Source organism: Actibacterium sp. 188UL27-1 (genome assembly GCF_016901225.1).
Taxonomy (GTDB): domain Bacteria; phylum Pseudomonadota; class Alphaproteobacteria; order Rhodobacterales; family Rhodobacteraceae; genus 188UL27-1.
This window is the reverse complement of sequence record NZ_JAFEUL010000021.1, coordinates 38544-57426: the sequence shown is the minus strand read 5'-3', so window position 1 is coordinate 57426 and position 18883 is coordinate 38544. Positions and strand designations below refer to the sequence as shown.

26 protein-coding genes are annotated in these 18883 nt (G+C 59.4%); 22 read left to right on the top strand and 4 right to left on the bottom strand.

Going from position 1 to position 18883, the window contains the following annotated elements:
• Positions 1 to 25: 25 nt before the first annotated feature.
• Positions 26 to 250 (bottom strand): DUF2842 domain-containing protein, encoded by a 225-nt coding sequence (locus IU397_RS19915; RefSeq protein WP_204417097.1) that lies wholly within the window; start codon positions 248 to 250, stop codon positions 26 to 28.
• Between the two features lie 12 nt (positions 251 to 262).
• Positions 263 to 1555: an adenylosuccinate synthase gene (locus IU397_RS19910; RefSeq protein ID WP_204417095.1), complete on the bottom strand. Its 1293-nt coding sequence runs from the start codon at positions 1553 to 1555 to the stop codon at positions 263 to 265.
• A 129-nt stretch (positions 1556 to 1684) separates the two neighbouring features.
• Here IU397_RS19910 and IU397_RS19905 point away from each other — a divergent pair, with 129 nt between their 5' ends.
• The 15 genes from IU397_RS19905 (at position 1685) to IU397_RS19835 (ending at position 12519) form a co-directional block, all read left to right on the top strand.
• Positions 1685 to 2080 (top strand): DUF6524 family protein, encoded by a 396-nt coding sequence (locus tag IU397_RS19905; protein ID WP_204417093.1) that lies wholly within the window; start codon positions 1685 to 1687, stop codon positions 2078 to 2080.
• 60 nt (positions 2081 to 2140) lie between these two features.
• Positions 2141 to 2503 carry a preprotein translocase subunit SecG gene (secG, locus tag IU397_RS19900; RefSeq protein WP_204417091.1) on the top strand — a complete coding sequence of 121 codons (363 nt, stop codon included), beginning with the start codon at positions 2141 to 2143 and terminating at the stop codon, positions 2501 to 2503.
• A 181-nt stretch (positions 2504 to 2684) separates the two neighbouring features.
• On the top strand, positions 2685 to 4328 hold the full coding sequence (locus IU397_RS19895; protein WP_204417089.1) for a CTP synthase: 1644 nt from the start codon (positions 2685 to 2687) through the stop codon (positions 4326 to 4328).
• 193 nt (positions 4329 to 4521) lie between these two features.
• Positions 4522 to 4815, top strand: a complete 294-nt coding sequence (locus tag IU397_RS19890) for a DUF1330 domain-containing protein (RefSeq protein ID WP_204417087.1) — start codon at positions 4522 to 4524, stop codon at positions 4813 to 4815.
• Between the two features lie 62 nt (positions 4816 to 4877).
• The gene (locus tag IU397_RS19885; RefSeq protein ID WP_204417085.1) at positions 4878 to 5171 is read left to right on the top strand and encodes a DUF1330 domain-containing protein; all 294 of its coding nucleotides are present in this window, start codon (positions 4878 to 4880) and stop codon (positions 5169 to 5171) included.
• Between the two features lie 42 nt (positions 5172 to 5213).
• Positions 5214 to 5657, top strand: coding sequence for a TerB family tellurite resistance protein (locus IU397_RS19880; RefSeq protein WP_204417083.1), 444 nt, complete (start codon positions 5214 to 5216; stop codon positions 5655 to 5657).
• Complete coding sequence (locus tag IU397_RS19875) at positions 5654 to 6397, top strand: phosphate/phosphite/phosphonate ABC transporter substrate-binding protein (protein WP_370541738.1); 744 nt, start codon at positions 5654 to 5656, stop codon at positions 6395 to 6397. Before IU397_RS19880 ends, IU397_RS19875 begins: the two co-directional genes overlap by 4 nt.
• 81 nt (positions 6398 to 6478) lie before the next feature.
• Positions 6479 to 6691 carry a hypothetical protein gene (locus IU397_RS19870; RefSeq protein WP_204417081.1) on the top strand — a complete coding sequence of 71 codons (213 nt, stop codon included), beginning with the start codon at positions 6479 to 6481 and terminating at the stop codon, positions 6689 to 6691.
• Between the two features lie 191 nt (positions 6692 to 6882).
• Positions 6883 to 7674: an ABC transporter ATP-binding protein gene (locus IU397_RS19865; RefSeq protein WP_204417080.1), complete on the top strand. Its 792-nt coding sequence runs from the start codon at positions 6883 to 6885 to the stop codon at positions 7672 to 7674.
• A 96-nt stretch (positions 7675 to 7770) separates the two neighbouring features.
• Complete coding sequence (locus tag IU397_RS19860) at positions 7771 to 8487, top strand: transporter substrate-binding domain-containing protein (protein ID WP_204417079.1); 717 nt, start codon at positions 7771 to 7773, stop codon at positions 8485 to 8487.
• A gap of 113 nt (positions 8488 to 8600) precedes the next feature.
• Positions 8601 to 9455: an ABC transporter permease gene (locus IU397_RS19855; RefSeq protein ID WP_204417078.1), complete on the top strand. Its 855-nt coding sequence runs from the start codon at positions 8601 to 8603 to the stop codon at positions 9453 to 9455.
• The gene (locus IU397_RS19850) at positions 9452 to 10285 is read left to right on the top strand and encodes an ABC transporter permease (protein ID WP_204417077.1); all 834 of its coding nucleotides are present in this window, start codon (positions 9452 to 9454) and stop codon (positions 10283 to 10285) included. Before IU397_RS19855 ends, IU397_RS19850 begins: the two co-directional genes overlap by 4 nt.
• Before the next feature lie 106 nt (positions 10286 to 10391).
• On the top strand, positions 10392 to 10994 hold the full coding sequence (locus tag IU397_RS19845) for a hypothetical protein (protein ID WP_204417076.1): 603 nt from the start codon (positions 10392 to 10394) through the stop codon (positions 10992 to 10994).
• Positions 10995 to 11258: 264 nt separating this feature from the next.
• Positions 11259 to 11861, top strand: a complete 603-nt coding sequence (locus tag IU397_RS19840; protein ID WP_204417075.1) for a TetR/AcrR family transcriptional regulator — start codon at positions 11259 to 11261, stop codon at positions 11859 to 11861.
• On the top strand, positions 11851 to 12519 hold the full coding sequence (locus tag IU397_RS19835) for a hypothetical protein (RefSeq protein ID WP_204417073.1): 669 nt from the start codon (positions 11851 to 11853) through the stop codon (positions 12517 to 12519). Before IU397_RS19840 ends, IU397_RS19835 begins: the two co-directional genes overlap by 11 nt.
• A gap of 80 nt (positions 12520 to 12599) precedes the next feature.
• Here IU397_RS19835 and IU397_RS19830 read toward each other — a convergent pair whose 3' ends face one another.
• Both IU397_RS19830 and IU397_RS19825 read right to left on the bottom strand, forming a co-directional pair.
• The gene (locus tag IU397_RS19830) at positions 12600 to 13103 is read right to left on the bottom strand and encodes a PaaI family thioesterase (RefSeq protein ID WP_204417072.1); all 504 of its coding nucleotides are present in this window, start codon (positions 13101 to 13103) and stop codon (positions 12600 to 12602) included.
• Positions 13100 to 13534 (bottom strand): PaaI family thioesterase, encoded by a 435-nt coding sequence (locus IU397_RS19825; RefSeq protein WP_204417071.1) that lies wholly within the window; start codon positions 13532 to 13534, stop codon positions 13100 to 13102. Before IU397_RS19825 ends, IU397_RS19830 begins: the two co-directional genes overlap by 4 nt.
• A 136-nt stretch (positions 13535 to 13670) precedes the next feature.
• On the opposite strand from IU397_RS19825, the gene IU397_RS19820 reads away from it, so the two are divergent.
• The 7 genes from IU397_RS19820 (at position 13671) to yidD (ending at position 18873) form a co-directional block, all read left to right on the top strand.
• Complete coding sequence (locus IU397_RS19820; protein ID WP_204417070.1) at positions 13671 to 14060, top strand: MerR family DNA-binding transcriptional regulator; 390 nt, start codon at positions 13671 to 13673, stop codon at positions 14058 to 14060.
• Between the two features lie 209 nt (positions 14061 to 14269).
• Positions 14270 to 14674: a MerR family DNA-binding transcriptional regulator gene (locus IU397_RS19815; RefSeq protein WP_204417069.1), complete on the top strand. Its 405-nt coding sequence runs from the start codon at positions 14270 to 14272 to the stop codon at positions 14672 to 14674.
• Positions 14675 to 14697: 23 nt separating this feature from the next.
• Positions 14698 to 16476 (top strand): acyl-CoA dehydrogenase C-terminal domain-containing protein, encoded by a 1779-nt coding sequence (locus tag IU397_RS19810; RefSeq protein WP_204417068.1) that lies wholly within the window; start codon positions 14698 to 14700, stop codon positions 16474 to 16476.
• Between the two features lie 96 nt (positions 16477 to 16572).
• Entirely contained in the window at positions 16573 to 17151 is a 579-nt protein-coding gene (locus IU397_RS19805) for a hypothetical protein (RefSeq protein WP_204417067.1), read from the top strand.
• A 142-nt stretch (positions 17152 to 17293) separates the two neighbouring features.
• The gene (locus IU397_RS19800) at positions 17294 to 17848 is read left to right on the top strand and encodes a hypothetical protein (RefSeq protein WP_204417065.1); all 555 of its coding nucleotides are present in this window, start codon (positions 17294 to 17296) and stop codon (positions 17846 to 17848) included.
• 18 nt (positions 17849 to 17866) lie between these two features.
• Complete coding sequence (locus IU397_RS19795; RefSeq protein WP_204417063.1) at positions 17867 to 18505, top strand: glutathione S-transferase family protein; 639 nt, start codon at positions 17867 to 17869, stop codon at positions 18503 to 18505.
• Entirely contained in the window at positions 18505 to 18873 is a 369-nt protein-coding gene (gene yidD, locus IU397_RS24015) for a membrane protein insertion efficiency factor YidD (protein WP_204417061.1), read from the top strand. Before IU397_RS19795 ends, yidD begins: the two co-directional genes overlap by 1 nt.
• The last annotated feature ends 10 nt before the right edge of the window (positions 18874 to 18883 follow it).

Genomic DNA, 18883 nt, shown 5'->3' with positions numbered 1-18883 from the left:
ATGGACGATGGGGTTTAAGGCGCCGTCAGTCCTGCGGTTCATCCGGGTCAGCCTGGCCGATACCACGAAAGATAAAGCGGAACGGTAAGATCCAAACAATCCCCAGGGAGAGATAAATCAGTAGGTCGATAAGAATAGATGGGCGATCAAGCCAATCCTTTACTGTAATGACGGCCACGATATAGACCGGCAGCCCGATCAGCAGAATAACCAGGGCCCAGCCTCGCCGTGCTTTGTAACTGAGCGCCATATGATATGCCCCTTAATCTGCGAACGGATCCGTCACCAGGATCGTATCATCCCGTTCCGGTGACGTTGACAGTAGGGCGACGGGGCATTGGATCAACTCCTCAACCCGGCGGACATATTTGATGGCCGCGGCGGGTAAATCAGCCCAACTGCGCGCGCCCTCGGTGCTTTCGGACCAGCCCGGCATCTCCTCATAAAGGGGTGTGCAGCGGGCCTGTTGGTCAGCGGCGGTGGGCAGATATTCCAGCCGCTCCCCGTCCAGCATGTAGCCTGTGCAGATCTTCAACGTCTCGAACCCGTCCAGCACATCGAGCTTGGTCAGCGATATCCCGTTGACGCCGCTGGTGGCACAGGTCTGGCGTACCAGCACGGCATCGAACCAGCCGCACCGCCGCTTGCGTCCGGTGGTTGTGCCAAATTCGTGGCCCCGCTCCCCCAGCCTTTGGCCATCCGCATCCTCCAGCTCGGTCGGGAAGGGCCCTTCGCCGACCCGCGTGGTGTAGGCCTTCACGATGCCCAGGACGAAATCGATCGAACCAGGCCCGATCCCGGTGCCCGTGGCCGCCTGACCGGCGATCACATTGGACGAGGTCACAAACGGATAGGTTCCAAAGTCGATATCCAGCAAAGACCCCTGCGCCCCTTCGAACAGGATGCGCTTGCCAGCCTTTCGTTTATCATTCATGACTTTCCAGACGGGGGCGGCGTATTGCAGCACCTCTGGCGCCACCGCGCGCAACCGGGATAGCACGGCGATGCGATCTACCGGTTCCAGCCCCAGCCCCCGGCGCAGCGCGTCATGGTGGATCAGGGCGCGGTCCACACGCAGCTCTAGCGTCGCATCATCCGCCAGGTCAGCCACGCGGATCACGCGGCGGCCGACCTTGTCCTCATAGCAGGGCCCGATCCCGCGACCGGTCGTGCCGATCTTGGCGACGCTGTTCTGGCTTTCCCGGGCGCGATCAAGCTCACCATGAAAGGGCAGGATCAGCGGCGTGTTCTCCGCGATCATCAGGGTATCTGGCGTGATCGTGACCCCTTGGGCGCGCAGCGTCTTGATCTCTTCGATCAGATGCCACGGGTCGAGCACGACGCCATTGCCAATGATGCTGAGCTTGCCGCCGCGCACCACGCCGGAGGGCAGGGCGTGCAACTTGTAGACCTCACCATCGATGACCAGGGTATGGCCCGCATTATGGCCGCCCTGAAAGCGTGCAATCACATCGGCACGCTCGCTCAGCCAGTCGACAATCTTGCCTTTCCCCTCGTCGCCCCATTGGGCGCCGACAACGACAACGTTGGCCATGTTCCGTTCCTGCGATTTGGTCAAACCCGGCCTCCTATAGCGGGGCAGGGGCCGGGGCGAAACCGCTAACTGCTGGACAAGTCGTCGGGCGGTGCGGCAGGAACGGGGCAGATTGAAGGGAGATGTTGCATGCCGATCCTGATCCGCTGGGCCTTTGCCTTTGTGCTGCTCGCCCTGACATTCAACCCGACGCGATGGAATTACATCCGGTGGGCGGAGGCCTATTGGGAAACGCAGATGCCGCTCACGGTGCTGTTCGGGCTACTGCTGGTGGTGGGCTACATCATATATCTGCGGGCGACATTACGCTCGATCGGTGTGTTAGGTATGGTGCTGGTGGCCGCAGTGATCGCAGCGTTGCTGTGGGTGTTGGTCGATTTCGGCGTTCTGAGTCTCGACAACCGATCAGCCACTGTTTGGCTGGGGTTGATAGCGCTGTCGCTTGTTTTGGGGATCGGGCTCAGCTGGTCGATTGTGCGGCGGCAATTGTCGGGTCAGGCCGACGTGGATGACGTCGATGCCTGAGGGGTTGCGGGGTTGATCGCTTCCCCTTAGATACTGCCAATCTTTCGCGCGGAGAGTCCGATGGAAAACGTCATTCTTATCATCCACCTGATCCTGGCCCTGAGCCTGATCGGTGTCGTGCTTCTCCAACGCTCCGAAGGCGGTGGCCTTGGCATGGGCGGTGGCGGAGGTGGTGGCGGCGTCATGTCGGGCCGCGCCGCTGCAACAGCATTGGGCAAGGTCACTTGGGGTTTGGCCATCGCGTTTATCTCGACCTCGATCACCTTAACCGTTCTGGCCGCGGCAAACAGCGATGGCGGCAGCGTTCTGGACCGCATTACGGATACCCCGGCTCGCACCAGTACGTCCGATGCCCCCGCAGGTGAGGATCTTCTGCCGCCGGATATCGGCAATGCCCCCCTCGTGCCGCAAGTGGCTGACTAAGCACTACATTCTGTCGCCAACGGGGCCATATCCTGTTGCCTTTTGAAGCCGGGCATCAACATCCTGTTGTTGTCCGGTTGTCATCTCAACGCGACTCGGCTATCACTTAAATCCCGTGATGGTGCGGTTATCAGGGCCGCTTCACTCCACATTTATGGGCGGTCGCGGGAGCTTTCAGGGCATGGCACGGTTTGTTTTCATCACGGGTGGCGTGGTGTCGTCGTTGGGCAAAGGCCTGGCATCTGCCGCTTTGGGCGCCCTATTGCAGGCACGGGGATACACGGTGCGGTTGCGCAAGTTGGATCCGTACCTGAACGTCGATCCCGGCACGATGAGCCCGTTTGAGCATGGCGAGGTCTTTGTCACCGATGACGGGGCGGAGACGGATCTGGACCTTGGCCATTACGAACGTTTCACCGGGGTGGCGGCGCGCAAGACCGACTCGGTCAGTTCCGGCCGGATCTATTCGACCGTGCTGGAGAAAGAGCGCCGCGGCGATTACCTGGGCAAAACAATCCAAGTGATCCCCCATGTGACCAACGAGATCAAGGATTTCATCCGTATCGGCGAAGACGAGGTCGATTTCATGCTTTGTGAAATCGGCGGTACCGTCGGCGATATCGAGGGGTTACCTTTCTTTGAGGCGATCCGGCAGTTCAGCCAGGACAAACCGCGCGGGCAATGCATCTTCATGCATTTGACCTTGCTGCCATTCATCAAGGCCAGCGGCGAGTTGAAGACCAAGCCGACCCAGCATTCGGTCAAGGAACTCCGCTCTATCGGGATTGCGCCGGACATTCTGGTCTGCCGGTCCGAAGGGCCGATCCCTCGCAAAGAACGGGAAAAGCTGGCCTTGTTCTGCAATGTGCGCCCCGAAAGCGTGATTGCGGCGCAGGACCTTGCCTCGATCTACGAAGCGCCGCTTGCCTATCATCGCGAAGGGCTGGATCAGGCAGTGCTGGATGCGTTCCATATCAGCCCGGCACCCAAGCCCGACCTGACCGTATGGGAGGATGTGGCGGACCGGATCCACAATCCCGAGGGCACGGTGAAGGTGGGGATCGTCGGCAAATATACCCAGTTGGAAGATGCCTATAAGTCGATCGTCGAGGCGCTGACCCATGGCGGCATGGCCAACCGCGTCAAGGTTCAGGCCGAATGGATTGATGCAGAGGTCTTTGAACGTGAGGATCCGGCCAATCACTTGGACGGTCTCCATGCCATTCTGGTGCCGGGCGGATTTGGCGAGCGTGGGACCGAGGGGATGATCCGCGCTGCACAATTTGCACGGGAACGCCAGGTGCCATATATGGGGATTTGCCTGGGCATGCAGTTGGCCGTGATTGAGGCTGCGCGTCATCTGGCGGATCTGGATGATGCCGGGTCGGAAGAGTTCGACCACGAGGCCGGCAAGAAGCGGTTCACCCCGGTTGTCTACCACCTGAAGGAATGGGTGCAGGGCAATCACCGGGTTGAGCGACAGCAAGGCGATGATCTGGGCGGAACGATGCGTCTGGGTGCCTATAATGCTGCCTTGACCAAGGATAGTCGCGCGGCACGGGTCTATGGTGGTCTGGCCATCGAGGAGCGTCATCGCCATCGCTATGAGGTTGATCTGCGGTACCGCGACGCGCTTGAGAAGCAAGGCGTCGTCTTTTCGGGGATGAGCCCGGATGGCCGGTTGCCCGAAATCGTTGAGGTGAAGGATCACCCCTGGTTCATCGGCGTTCAGTTCCATCCCGAACTGAAATCCAAGCCCTTTGCGCCGCATCCTCTGTTCGCGGATTTCGTGCGTGCCGCAAAGGAAAACTCGCGATTGGTCTGATACTTGCCGGTTTGCGTTGTGGCCGATTTGGGGATAATTTTACCAGTTCACCTGCATTGTTCGGCTATTATCAACGAAAATAGCTATTTTAAGCCAATGCCGTAGAGTTGTTAACCAAGATTGCCCAACTCTCTTTAACCTTGTCGCGAAAACCCCGATAGCTCGTGACGTAATTGGTTAACGAGTGAGTAAAATGCCTAAAGGATATTGGGTCGTCGCCATGGATGCGACGGATCAGGTGGCTGTCGCGGACATTCTGCGCCAGCTTTCCTATACCATCTCTGAACATAACGGGGCGATCCTGGCCGAGAGCGACAATGGCCCACCCCGCGGGCCCGACCCGGAAGAGCGCGTGGTCGTGGTCGAGTTCGCGACCCTGGATGACGCGCGGACCTGTATGGACAGCCCCGCCTTCATCCGCACCCGGCAAATGCGGGACGCTATCCCCAGCCTGCGTATCGTTGTGATCGAACAGGCCGGTTTCTAGCACCGGTTGCCCTTCGTCCCGGACCGTGATCCATATTGGGCAAACGGATTGGGGGAAGGCCCATGCCCAAAGGATACTGGATCGCCAATAATGTGGTGCATGATGCGGCGGCTTACGAGCGGTACAAAACCGCCAATGCCGCCCCTTTTGCAAAGTATGGCGCCCGGTTTCTGGTTCGAGGCGGATCGCAGGAAAACCCCGAAGGCGCGGCCCATTCCCGATCCGTGGTCTTAGAATTTCCAAGCTACGCCGCGGCCTTGGCGTGCTATAACGATCCGGAATATCAGGTGGCCAAGGAGATCCGCGCCTCCATCGCTGATGGCACATTGATCATCGTCGAAGGCTATGATGGCTAAGGCGCCCTTGGACCCGGGCGCCACGCGGATTATATGCGTTCCATGTTTGTTGATCTGCTCAAGCGACTGACCGAACCGGATACGACCCCCCTGGCGGATCCCGATGCTCATCTGGCCCTTGTGGCTTTGCTTGTGCGGCTGGCCCGTGCCGATGGCGACTATGCGGAGGCGGAGGTCACTCGGATTGATCGGATCGCGGCCCGCCGGTTCAACCTCAGCCCGTTTGAGGCAACCAAACTGCGCAGTCAGGCCGAGGAACTGGAGGCCCAAGCTCCCGACACGGTCCGGTTTACACGCGCGATCAAAGATGGCGTTCCCTATGAAGAGCGTACCGGTGTGATCGAGGCGCTGTGGGAGGTGGTCCTGGCGGATGGCGTGCGTGATCAAGACGAAAACACGCTCTTGCGTTTGGCGGCAAACCTGTTGGGCGTGAATGACCGTGACAGTGCCCTGGCCCGCCAACGGGTGGAGGCGCGCGAAGCGTGATCGCCCATCTGCCGATGTATGAGCGGGCCGAAACAAAGCCCGCCCATGATCGGTACTGGAGCCTGATCCGCGCGGCATTCGGCACTGGTCCTGCGGTTCTGACCCGAAACTCCGACCTGTGGGAGACCTGGCGCCACCCCGACCTGCTGTTGTCCCAAACCTGCGGTCTTCCCTATCGCGCGCATTTGCATGGCGAGGTCACCCTGATCGGCACGCCAGATTATGGCGTGCCCGATTGCCCGCCGGGCCACTACCGATCGGTGATCATCGCGCGGCCGGGCGCGCGGATGACGCAGCCATCTGCCGCCTTCAATGAACCGACGTCTCAATCGGGGTGGGCGGCCTTGCACGGCTTTTTGACGGATCAGCAAATCAACCCCGCGCATCTGGTGGAGACGGGCTCCCATGCGGCTTCGGCCATGGCAGTCCTGTCGGGCCAAGCCGACATCGCCGCCATCGATGCCGTGACCTGGCGCATCCTCACCCAATGGGACATGCGGCTTGCCGATTTGAATGTCATCGCGCAAACGCCCCCGGTCCCTGGCTTGCCCTATATCATGGCTGCCGGACGGGACCCTGATCCGATACGCCAGGCCATCATCCACGCCATTGAGAAGCTCTCCGACGGTGATCGCGGGCATTTGCATCTTACCGGATTGGTGATGATCCCTGCCACAGATTACCTGGCGATTCCGGTCCCACCATTGCCACATGAAAGCCGCAGGAATGCCGTTGGGTAAGCGGACAGGTTGAGAGTTAAACTCCGGCCCGGCATGGGCGGGACCCTAGATAAAACCTGATTGATTTCGAAGGACATGATGATGTTGAGATTCCTTGGTGGTGCGATTTTTCTTTGGGGCGCCGCCGACCTGGTGCTGAGTTGGACGGGCATGGACCTTTGGGCAGAGGTCGGTGTCACCCTGCCCGAGTTCATTTGGCAATTTTCCCATTACGCCGCGATGGCGTTGGGGGGTGTCATCTTCATGGCGGGCAGCCCTGATCAAGGCGCCGAAGAGACAAAGAAACCTGAATAATCCGATGCTGCTGCTGGGTCGGTCTTCTGTGCGAGACCGACCCTGTTGCGATCACCCAATATTTCGCCTCAACCCTGGGCAGCTACGGGCCATTGCTGTTCAAACGGGTGGTATTGCGTAGCGTTCCTCTTGCAATTGTTGGCGAAGCGGGCGTTAAGCACGCGTTAACCTGCCGACGCAAAGGCCCGCCTATGACAGACCCCGCCGTGCCCGTGATCGAAATCCGCGATTTGCATAAATCGTTCGGGTCGTTAGAGGTACTGAAGGGGGTCAACCTGATTGCGCGAAAGGGGCAGGTCGTATCGCTGATCGGTTCGTCCGGATCGGGAAAATCTACGCTTTTGCGCTGTGCCAATCTGTTGGAGAACAGCCAGCATGGGGAGGTTCTTTTCCAGAACAAACCTGTGCGCTGGAAAGGCACGGGGCCCAACCGCAGACCCGGTGATGCCAAGCAGGTCATTCGGATCCGGACCAATCTGTCGATGGTATTTCAGCAGTTCAACCTGTGGTCCCACATGACCATCCTTGAGAATGTTATGGAAGCGCCGTTGAGCGTCTTGAAACGCCCGCGGGATCAGGTCGAGGCGATCGCTCGCACACTGCTCGACAAGGTTGGAATCGGGGCCAAATGTGACGCCTATCCATCACAACTGTCCGGGGGGCAACAGCAACGGGCGGCGATCGCCAGGGCCCTGGCGATGGAGCCTGTCGCCCTTTTGTTTGATGAGCCCACCTCCGCGCTTGACCCCGAACTGGAACAGGAGGTTGTGCGCGTCATCAAGGATCTGGCCCGCGAAGGTCGTACCATGGTGATTGTCACCCATGACATGCGTCTGGCTGCGGATGTTTCATCCCATGTGGTGTTTCTGCATGACGGGTTGATCGCCGAAGAGGGGCCGCCAAGTGCGATCTTTGGTAATCCACAGACCGACCGCCTGCGTGGCTTTCTCAGCCATACCGGTGACATGGCCCATGTGGGCTAGGGCGGGCATGACTGGACGGGCCGTGGCAAACATGGTTCCGTCCCACATCAACGGGCGCATACAGTCCGTGTCCAATCAACGTCAGGGAGACATATGATGAAAACGATCCTTTTGGGTGCTGCGGCGCTGGCACTGACCGCGACCATCACGATTGCGCAGGATGTCCGCATGGGGACCGAGGGCGCCTATCCTCCGTATAACTTCATCAACGACAATGGTGAGGTTGATGGGTTCGAGCGTGAGCTGGGCGATGAATTGTGCGCGCGGGCCAGCCTGAATTGCACCTGGGTGACCAATGAATGGGATTCGATCATTCCGAACCTGACCTCCGGCAACTATGACACGATCATTGCCGGTATGAGCATTACGGATGAGCGTGATGAGGTCATTGATTTCACGCAGAACTATATCCCGCCAGCGAATTCCTTGTATGTCGCGCTGAGCGAGGATGCGGATCTGGAGGGTGGGGTCATCGCGGCCCAGGTGAATACGATCCAGGCAGGATATGTCGCCGAAACCGGTGCCATGCTGCTGGAATTTGCAACACCTGATGAAACCGTCGCGGCCGTGCGCAACGGTGAAGCGGATGCGGTTTTTGCCGATGGTGATTTTCTGAAACCCATTGCCGACGAAGATGCTGATCTGAGCGTTGTGGGGGCGCCCGTTCAATTGGGCGGTGGTGTTGGCATGGGTCTGCGCGAAGGGGATCCGCTGATTGAGCAGTTCAATGCGGTCATCACAGAGATGAAGGAAGACGGTACCCTGAACACGATGATCAAGAAATGGTTCGGCGATGAAGCGGTGATTTTCTGATCACGGTGTTGCGCCCTGTCATTGACCTGTTGGCCCCCTCCCCCGGCCCCTCCCCCATTGGGGGAGGGGAGCGCCTGGTGGCGAAGGATGGTGCGTCATGAGTTGGCCCTGCGATGTTTGCAGCCTGCGCTGATCCTGGCCAGATCGAGGGCCTGACCTGGCTTGTCTGCTATCTGACGACGGGCAAGCATATGGCATTTTATGCCTCCTTCGGGACGGTTCTGTTGCTTTTGGCGATCACCGCCCCTGTCGCATTGGCGTTTGGCTTTGTGGGGGCGATGGCGTCCCGCTCGCCCGTGCCGCCGCTGCGCTGGTTGGGATTGGGCTATACATCCATGGTGCGGGGCGTGCCGGATATTGCGTTTTTCCTGTTCTTTGTCATTGCGTTGGACCAGGGGTTGGAATGGTTGCGCCACCACGCGATGTGCCCGGACTGGACAGATCCGGTGCGCCAGGGCGCCAATTTCATCGTTTGTACCCAGGCCAAGTTACCGTTGTCATCGGCGCCGCAGTTTTGGCATGAGGCGTATAATTTTGGCCTTGCGATATTCACATTCTCCATTGTTTTCGGGGCCTTCGCGGCCAATGTTCTTTATGGTGCGATGCGGGCTGTTCCGCGCGGACAACTTGAGACGGCGCAGGCCTATGGGCTGACCCCGGGCCAGACCTTTCGCCGGATCCTAGTGCCGCAGATGTGGATCTATGCGCTGCCGGGCCTTGGCAATTTGTGGATGATCCTGATCAAGGCGACGCCCTTGCTGTTTCTGTTGGGGATCGAGGATATTGTTTATTGGGCGCGGGAATTGGGGGGAGCCAAAACCTCGGCCTTTGCCTATCCGCATCCCGATTGGCGGATCTGGTACTTTCTGGCGCTCTTATTATTTTACCTTGCCTTTACAAAGCTTTCCGAGATCGTGATTGCCCGCCTGACCCGCAGGTTGTCCCGTGGGCAGGCCTTTGCGCCATGAGCTGTTGGGAGACGGTTCAGGCCTATGCGTTGCGGTCCTTGGGCTATGGCGAGCGGTTGTTGCCGCGGGCGGATATCACGCTGTGCGAGCAGATCACGCTGATTGGATCGGGCCTGATCTGGAATGTCTATTTCGGGGCCATCGCGCTGAGTTTGGGCTTTGGTCTGGCGACGCTTCTGGCGCTCGGCAAAGCCTCCAGCCAGATTTGGTTGCGTAAACCGGCCGAGATTTTTGTGTTTGTTTTCAGGGGCTCGCCGCTTTTCATTCAGTTCTTTCTGGCATACGAGACCTTTGTGTTGCTGCCGAAATCGGGCATTCCGATCAACCTTGGCTTTGTTGAGTTGACGGCGGACACACGCTGGCTGACCCGGGCCTGGGCCGGGGCGTTGATCGTGCTGTTTCTGAATACGTCGGCCTATGCGGCGGAGATCTTTTACGGTGCGCTGAAATCCATCCCTCGAGGGGATCACGAGGCCGCGGATGCCTATGGTCTGACCGGCTGGCGCCGCTTTCGTCGCATCACATGGCCCACGATGTTGCGGTTGGCGTGGCCCGCCTACACCAATGAAGCCATTTTCCTGTTCCATGCCACGACGCTTGTCTACTTCTCGGGCTTTCCGGCTTGGCGGCAGATGGGGGACGCGCTGTATTATGCCAGCTACTTTGCCGACAAGACGTTCAACCCGTTCATTCCCTATCCGATTGTCGCCGTGTACTTCATTGCGCTGACCCTGATGATCATTGCGATTTTCGGGGTGATCAATCGGCGGCTGAACCGGCATTTGGGGATACCGAAGCGGATCAGATATCGCCCGCAATTGATCCGCTGACCCCGGCGCACAGGCGATGCAGAACGCATGCACATTCCATACATATACCATACATACGCATCGGACGGGGCGTTAACCGCCTGGCAAGGACGTGAGGGGCCGGAAGATGGCGCAGAAACCATCTGCACTTCTGATCACGGGGACATCCCATGTTGGAAAAACGACGCTGGCGCGGGATATGGGACGGGCACTTGGATGGGCCGCGATCTCGACTGATACGTTGGGGCGCCATCCCGGTCGCCCGTGGCCCACGGTTCGTGTGCCGGTGGCGGAATACTATGCCAGCCTGTCACCTGAGACGATCCAATGGTTTTTGAAGGTCCACTATCAGAACATGCGCCCCCGTTTGGAGCAGGTCATTGAGACGCGTCTGGCCGACGGTGCGCGGTTCGTCTTGGAGGGGTCCGCCCTGCGGCCTGAGATGATTGCGCGCTATTTGGGGGAAGGGGTCATGGGGGTTTGCCTTCATGCTTCTGCGGTTTTACTGCGCAGGCGGATCCATGGTGCCAGCGGCTATGACGATCTGGGGCCGGACCACCGGGTGCTGGTCGATGCTTTCCTGGAACGCTCGCTGCGTGACAGTGTCGACCTTATGGCCGAGGCCCAGAGGTGCGGCCTGCACTGTATCAATGTGGGGGAAAGCGATGCCTTGAAGGACTTCCGCCAGGAACTGTACGACAGCGCTGTCATGGGGTCAGGCCCGAGATGAGTTACACCGCCGAGAGGATCAAGGAGCGACTTTCGTGATCTAGTGTCACGGTCGGGCTAAGTTTGGGGACGGTTTGACCGGCGGTTTCGACCGCGTTCCGAAGTTGTGAGGACGTGATGACGGATTTTTCAGGGAAGCTGTGCGATGTGACTAGGGCTGAGATCACGGTGGAGAGGGGGATCTTGGCTGGGTTGGCAGCAAGCTCTGGTCAGTTTTTCTATGCGACTGTATTGAAATTATTTCTTTGCAGTCGTATGGAAACCTATGGGACGACCGAAATCATATGACAGGGCGGCGGCGGTGGAGGCGGCCTGTCGCGCCTTTTGGGCCGCGGGATACGATGCTTTGGGTGTGCGAGCTCTGGAGGAACGGACGGGGCTGAACCAGTTTGCCATCCGCACCGAATTCGGTGGCAAGGAAGGGCTGCTGCTGGAGGCGATGGCATTCTATGGCGACGCGGCCAAGGCGGAGGCGATGGCACCGATGCGGAGCGGTGGGATTGAGGCGATTGCCGGTTTCCTGGACGGGTTGGTCCAGGAGGGATCCATGACGTCGAGCCCCCATGGCTGTCTGATCGTGAATACCGGGATTGAGAATGCGCGGACCCAGAGCGATGCGGTGACACAGGCCGTGCGCGCCTATTGGGCGGAGTTAGAGGCACATTTCCGCATGGCGCTTGAGACGGCGGAGCGTGCGGGTGCGTTGTGTGCGGACCTTGATCTGGCGCAGGTGGCGCGCGGGTTGGTGACATCGGTCATGGGCGTTCATGCGGCCAACCGTGCCGCGGGGTCGCAGTTTGCCGGAGCGGACCTGGTGGCGATCCTGCGGGAATATCTGGACGCATTGGAGAAACGTGATGGCGGCTGAATTGTCGACCTTTGCCGCATTGGACGGTTGGGACGGGATCTTTGTGGCGGAACGGGCCAATCTGCGCTGCGTGGCGGTGCAATTGCGGGACGGGACCGTGGGATTGTACAATCCGGTTGCGGGTATGGGAGATGCCGCACGTCGGAGCCTAGCGGAGCTTGGCACCGTTTCGGCCCTGCTGACCCCCAACCACTACCATAACAAGGCGCTGGCGGAATATGCGGAGCTTTTCCCCGAGGCCGCGTTGCTCTGTGGTCCGGCTGCGCAACCCCGACTGACGAAGATCACCGGGCTGACCTTTGCAGGCCTTGGGGATCTGGGCGCGGTCTTGCCAAGCGACATCGATCTGGTCGAGACGCAGGGCTTGAAAACCGGGGAGGTCTGGCTGGTGGTGCAGGGTTCAAGCGGCTGGGCCTGGATCCTTGGCGATGCCTTTTGTGGACCCAAGAGCGCGCCGCATCGTGTTGTGGATGCGGCAGAGATGTTGGGGACGTTTCCGAATTACGCCGTCAAGGACAGAACCGTTTATCTGAACTGGATCGAGGCGCAACTTGAGGCAGGTGCGCCGTCGATGATCGTACCGTGCCATGGCGCGTTGATCCGGCGGGCGACGCCCTATTCGGATTTGATTGAGGTGGCGGGAGCCGTGTTGGGCTGATCAATCGATTGCCGAGATCGGAGTGTATTACCCCCCCTCAGCGAGTTTGTTCTGAAAGATTGGACAGAGGGGCGGCTGGTTCAGTCGGCGGGCATCAGGAAATGGCCCGTTGCCTGCGCGAACATGCGATCGCGGTTGTCTTGCCAGCCTTCGACATGGACGCTGGCATATCGTCGCCCGGACCGGTTGATGCGGGCGCGGGCATAGGCGTCGCGGGGCAGACCGGAGCGCAGGTAATCCACGGTGAAGTCGATGGTCTTGGGCATTTTGGGCAAAGCAGCGTTTCGGATGGTCTGGGCGTCGAGGCGCCCGCTCTCCATCTCGTCCCAGAGGCGGGCCCAGGCGAGTTCGATCACGGCCGTGACCTCCAGAAAGGCAGCGATGGCACCACCATGGAGCGCCGGGAGCATGGGGTTGCCGATATGCTGTTCGGCATAGGGCAGGATCGCGGTCAGTTCGTCTCCCCGACGCTCAAACCGGATCCCCATGAAGGTGATCCAGGGCACGCCGCTGACCAACGCGTCAAGCGCCACGTCCCGGCGGACCTTGACGACCTGGACGGGTTCAGGGGCGGGGCGGTTCATGATCCTGCCTCCACCCGGTCAAAGGTGAAGGCCCCCGTGGCGGCGGCGACGGGATCATGGGGATCTTCATCAAAGGCTTGGGCACGGACGAAGGCCACGGAGCGGGTCACATGATAACAGGTCGCCTCTGCCCGGATGCGATCACCTGGCCGGGCCGCGCGCATGTAGTCGATCCGCAGATCGATGGTTGCCGTGCCGCCGCCTGATAGCGGATGGCACATGACCGCCGCCCCGCCACAGGTATCCATCAGGGCCGAGACGGCGCCGCCATGGATCACGCCGGTCTGGGGATCGCCGACCATGTGCATGTCATAGGGCATCGAGATCACGGCGCGGCCATCGCCAACTTCGTCCATGACCATTCCCAGCGTTTTGGAATAGGGGATCGCCTCGATGAATTGGCGGGCGATTTCGGTCTTGTTGGGTGGCATGGCAGGTTGGTCCCGGTTGCGTTGTTCCGTTATCGAGACCCGCAGAGAGCCGCGCAACCGGAATTATGAGACGGTCGACATTGCCTAAGCCCGGGCTTGGTCTTACGCTTACGTTAGGGGAGAGAGGAGGCCGCTTATGTCCGATAGGCTAAGCTTTAAGGAGATGTGCGCCGCGTTCGATGTCACGCCCCGCACACTGCGCTATTACGAATATATCGAACTGCTGAGTCCTGAAAAGGACGGCCGGGCGCGGTTCTACGGCCCCCGTGAGCGGGCGCGGATGACGCTGATCCTGCGGGGGCGCAGGTTTGGGTTTAGCCTGGAAGAGATCCGCCAATGGCTCGAAATTTATGAGACCCAGGGCACCGAACCGCAACTGGAAGCTTGGATCGAACTGGCCGACCGGCAGTTGGAGGCCCTTGGCGGTCAGATGGATGAACTCAAAAAAACGATTAATGAGCTAACGAATCTCAGAAACGAAACAGCCGTTGCGCTATCCTCACGTCAACCTGAGGCAAAAAGGTAGGGTATTCCATACATCTCAAAGAGCCATCCAAAGCGCTTTGCATTGAGGAAAATTGCAAATATTGACGGATCAACTGTACTTATATTTCGCCACCCCCCTTGTGACGCCGCGTTACGTTTACGTTAGGGTCAACCTTTCTTGTAAGGTCCCCGTGAAGCGCGCATTCCAACCGTCGTAGATGTAACAGCGTAATGACGGAGGATGCAGAGATGACGAATACTGAGACCACGATGACCATTCGCGAGATGTGTGACGCTTTTGATGTGACCCCAAGGACGCTTCGGTTCTACGAAGCGAAGGAGCTGTTGTTCCCGATCCGCCAAGGTACGAAGCGTCTGTTCACCAAACGTGACCGGGCCCGGTTGAAACTGATTTTGCGCGGCAAGCGCTTTGGTTTCAGTCTGGAAGAGATCCGCCAGTTGCTGGACCTCTACGATCACGGTGATCAGCAATTCACACAGCTGAGCCAAACCTACCAGATCGGCCAGGATCGCTTGCGCGACATGGAACGCCAGCGGGCCGAGTTGGACGAGGCCATCGACGACCTGAAAGGTCAGCTTGAGTGGGGCCGCCAGATGCTCGCCTCGCTTGAGGTCAAGGAAGCCGCAGAGTAACCAGATATCCGGGAGAGGACACGATGCCCCATTACACGGCGCCCACCAAGGACATGCAGTTTGTTTTGCATGACGTCTTGAACATCAGCGATAGCACGATCCCAGGCTATGACGAGTTGGACCGCGATTTCACCTCGGCCATTCTGGAAGAGGCGGGCAAGCTGGCTGTAGATGTTCTGGCGCCGCTGAACCCTGTGGGGGATGAGCAGGGGTGTCATCTGGAGAATGGTGTCGTTCGCACGCCCGACGGGTTCAAGGGCGCTTACGACAAGATGCGTGAAGGCGGCTGGATGGGTCTGGATTCAGACCCAGAATATGGCGGCCAAGGTATGCCCTATCTGTTGGGCATCGCGGTGGGCGAGCTGTTTGTATCGTCCAACATGGCGTTCAACATGTATCAGGGTCTGACCCACGGGGCGGCTGCGGCCATCCATGTGCACGGGTCGGAAGACCAGAAGGCCATGTATCTGCCCAAGATGATCGAGGGCAGCTGGTCAGGCACGATGAACCTGACCGAACCACAATGTGGGACCGACCTTGGTCTGATCCGGACCAAGGCCGAACCGCAAGATGATGGAACCTACAAGATCAGCGGCCAGAAGATCTGGATCTCGGCCGGTGAGCATGACCTGACGGACAACATCGTTCATCTGGTTTTGGCAAAGATCCCAGGCGGACCGGACGGCGTGAAGGGCATTTCGCTGTTCATCGTTCCGAAATTCCTGGTGAAAGAGGATGGCAGCCTTGGCGAGCGCAATTCCTTAAGCTGCGGCGGGCTGGAGAAGAAGATGGGCATCCACGGGAACGCCACCTGCGTGATGAATTATGATGGCGCAACAGGTTATCTGATCGGCGATATGCACAAGGGCATGCGCGCCATGTTCACCATGATGAACGAAGCGCGGTTGGGTGTCGGACTGCAAGGATATGCCCAAGGCGTGGTCGCCTATCAGAACGCGCTGGGTTTTGCCCAGGACCGGCTGCAGGGCCGCGATGTGACGGGCACCAAGAATGCCGATGGGCCAGCCGACCCGATCATCGTGCATCCAGATGTGCGGCGCAATCTGCTGCACCAAAAGAGTTTTGTTGAGGGCGCCCGTGCGTTTGTGTTCTGGGGTGCCGAGATGATCGACCGGGCCCACCGGATGAAGGATCAGGAGGCGGATGACATGATCTCTCTCCTGACGCCGGTGATCAAAGGGTTCCTGACCGACAAGGGTTTTGAGACGACCGTGCTGGCACAACAGACGCTCGGCGGGTCCGGCTTTACCCAGGAATGGGGGCTGGAGCAGTTTGTGCGGGATGCGCGTATCACCATGATCTATGAGGGTACCAACGGTATTCAGTCGCTGGATCTGGTGGGCCGCAAGCTGGCGCAAAACGGTGGCAAGACCGTGATGGCATTCTTTGAGATGGTCAAAGGCTTCATCAAGGAGAATGAGGGCCATGACGAGTTGAAGGCGCATTTCCTGGATCCGTTGAAGCAGGCGAGCAAGGATCTGCAAACCGCGGGGATGTATTTCATGCAGAACGGCATGAAAAACCCGAACAACGCGTTGTCGGGTTCTTACGACTTCATGCATCTGTTTGGGCAGGTTTGCCTGGGGTTGATGTGGGCCAAGATGGCCAAGGCGTCCTATGCCGCCCTTGAAGCGGGCGCGTCGGATACCGAATTCTACCAGACCAAGATCGCGACCGGGCGCTATTACATGGCCCGTCAGCTGCCCGCGACATCCATGCATTTGTCGCGGATTCAAAGCGGGGCAGAGCCTGTGATGGAACTGGACGCCGCGAATTTTTAAGCGCAAATGGGACGCGCCGACGATTTGGCGCGTCCCAAGCCGATTGAGGCTGTGGGGCGGATATTTTTTGTGTGTAAAACCCGAGGGGAAGAGTTCATGGTTCATTCTGCGGTGCGATCGCCGTTTTCCACAATTCACTACGTATTTGCCGCCTTGGCTTTGGCCGTGGCGGTTTTTGCTGTCAGTCCCGCACTGGCGCGGCAGCCCACTGCCCAGGACAAGGTGGCGCTTGAGGCTGCGGTCAAGACATTTGATCGGGCGGTGACCCGAAATGACGCCAAAACGATGGTGTCTTTCATGCCGCCGCGGTTGGTGTCGGTCCTGGCCGGGGATGCCAAGATGTCACCCACGCGGTTCCGCCAGACTATGGTCTTTGCCAGCGAGTTGATCATCGGTCAGTTTGATTTGGTGTCTTTCACCATGTCGCTGAAGAATGCGCGCTATGGGGAGACCTCTGCCGGGCGTCCCTACGCCTTGCTGCCGACCTCGACAGTGGTGCGTGTGCCCAATGTAGGGCGGGTGCGGGGCACCAGCGCCACGGTTGGCGTGTTCGACAACAATCGATGGTACCTTGTCCGGGTCGAAAATGACCAGCAAAGGCGCGTTTTGCTGCGGGCCTATCCCGATTTTCGGCGCGTCAACATTCCGCGGGCACGCAAAGCATCGTCGCGATGACATGCGCGGCGGCCATTGGGTATGGAATATCGGAGCTTGATTTCGCTCTGAAAATGGCTGCCGATATGCGCACTTTATGTGGTGGGGACCACCTGAACGGCATTACTCCGTTTTCATTGCGAGGACTTAAATGACTTATTCTTTGACCAAACGACCCTTTGCCCTGTGGCGCATGGCCCTGCTGGGGCTGGCGATGGTGACGTCCGCCCTTGTGGCCGACCCTGCCGCCGCCCGGCAACCAAGCGAGGCGCAAAAAGCTCAGATCGCCAACGCCGTTGCGCGGTACGACAATGCGGTCACCAATGGACGTGTTCGCGAGGCGGTCGGGTTTTTCCCGCCCACCTTGATGCGGGTTCTGGCGCGCGATATCGGCACCTCGACCAAGAACACCCGCGCCCGGATGATCAATGGCCGGCTGCGCTTCGGCAATATCATTGACCTATCTTCATTCACCCTGTCGACGACCAATGCGCGGTACGGCGTGACCCGTGCGGGCCGACCATATGCCTTGCTGCCGACCAAGACCGTCTTCCGCCGGAGCGGTGGTGAAAAGTTCACCCGTGTGTCCACCACGGTTGCCGTGTTGGAGAACCGGCGCTGGTATCTGGTGAATGTGGACAACCGCCGGCAGCGCCAACTGTTCGCGCGGGCCTATCCAGACTTCCGCGGCATCTCGATGCCCCGCACCAAACGTTAACACAAAACGAAGGCTCCCATGATCAAACTCTACTGCTTTGGCGAAAGTGGAAATTCCTACAAGGCGGCGCTGACACTGGAATTGTCAGGCTTGGCGTGGGAGCCGGTAAAGGTCGATTTTTTCGGGGGTGAAGCACGCACCCCCGCATTTCGTCAGATCAACGCGATGGGGGAAGTGCCCGTGCTGGTCGATACTGCGGATGACTACACCCTGACCCAATCCGGCGCGATTCAGGACTACATCGTGGAGCAGTCGGGCAAGCTGACCGCCAGTACGGCGGAGGGGCGGCGAGAGGTCCTGCGCTGGATCCTGTGGGACAATCACAAACTGTCCAGCCAAGCGGGGATGACGCGGTTCCTGATGAATTTCCTGCCGGAAGAAAAGCGCCCAGCCGAGGTGATTGGCTTCATGCAGGGGCGTCTGAAAGCTGCCTATGCCGTTCTGAACGATGCGTTGGACGGGCGCGATTGGCTGGTTGGCAACCACCTGACCATCGCCGATATCGCGTGTTGCGGGTATTTGTACTACCCCGAGCCCTTCGGGTTCGACCGTGCCGACTGGCCCCATATCGATGCGTGGTTGACCCGGATCAGTGAGACCCCGGGGTGGAAGGCACCCTATGATTTGATGCCGGGCAGCCCGGCCGACCGCGGCTGATGATGACGCGCGCCGCCCTCGGGGGGATCTGGGTCTATAAGACCTGGCTTTCACCCCACAAGGGATATCGGTGCGCCTATGCGCGGGTCCGTGGCGGCCCCGGCTGTTCGGGGTTTGCCAAACAGGCCATCAAACAACACGGACTGCGCGGTGCCTGGTCGTTGATCATCGCGCGGTTACAGTTCTGCCGGGATGCGGCCATGTCCCTGAACAACCCCGATCCGGCGGATGAAGCAAACCGAACGCAACGTAAAAAACGTTGGTATGATCAATGCTATTGCGGCGGCTGTGATATACCGTTCTGTGGTGGCGGTGGAAAGTCGTGGGGCGGCGATTGCACCCCCGACTGTAGCCCGAGTTGCCTTTGATCCTGGAGGA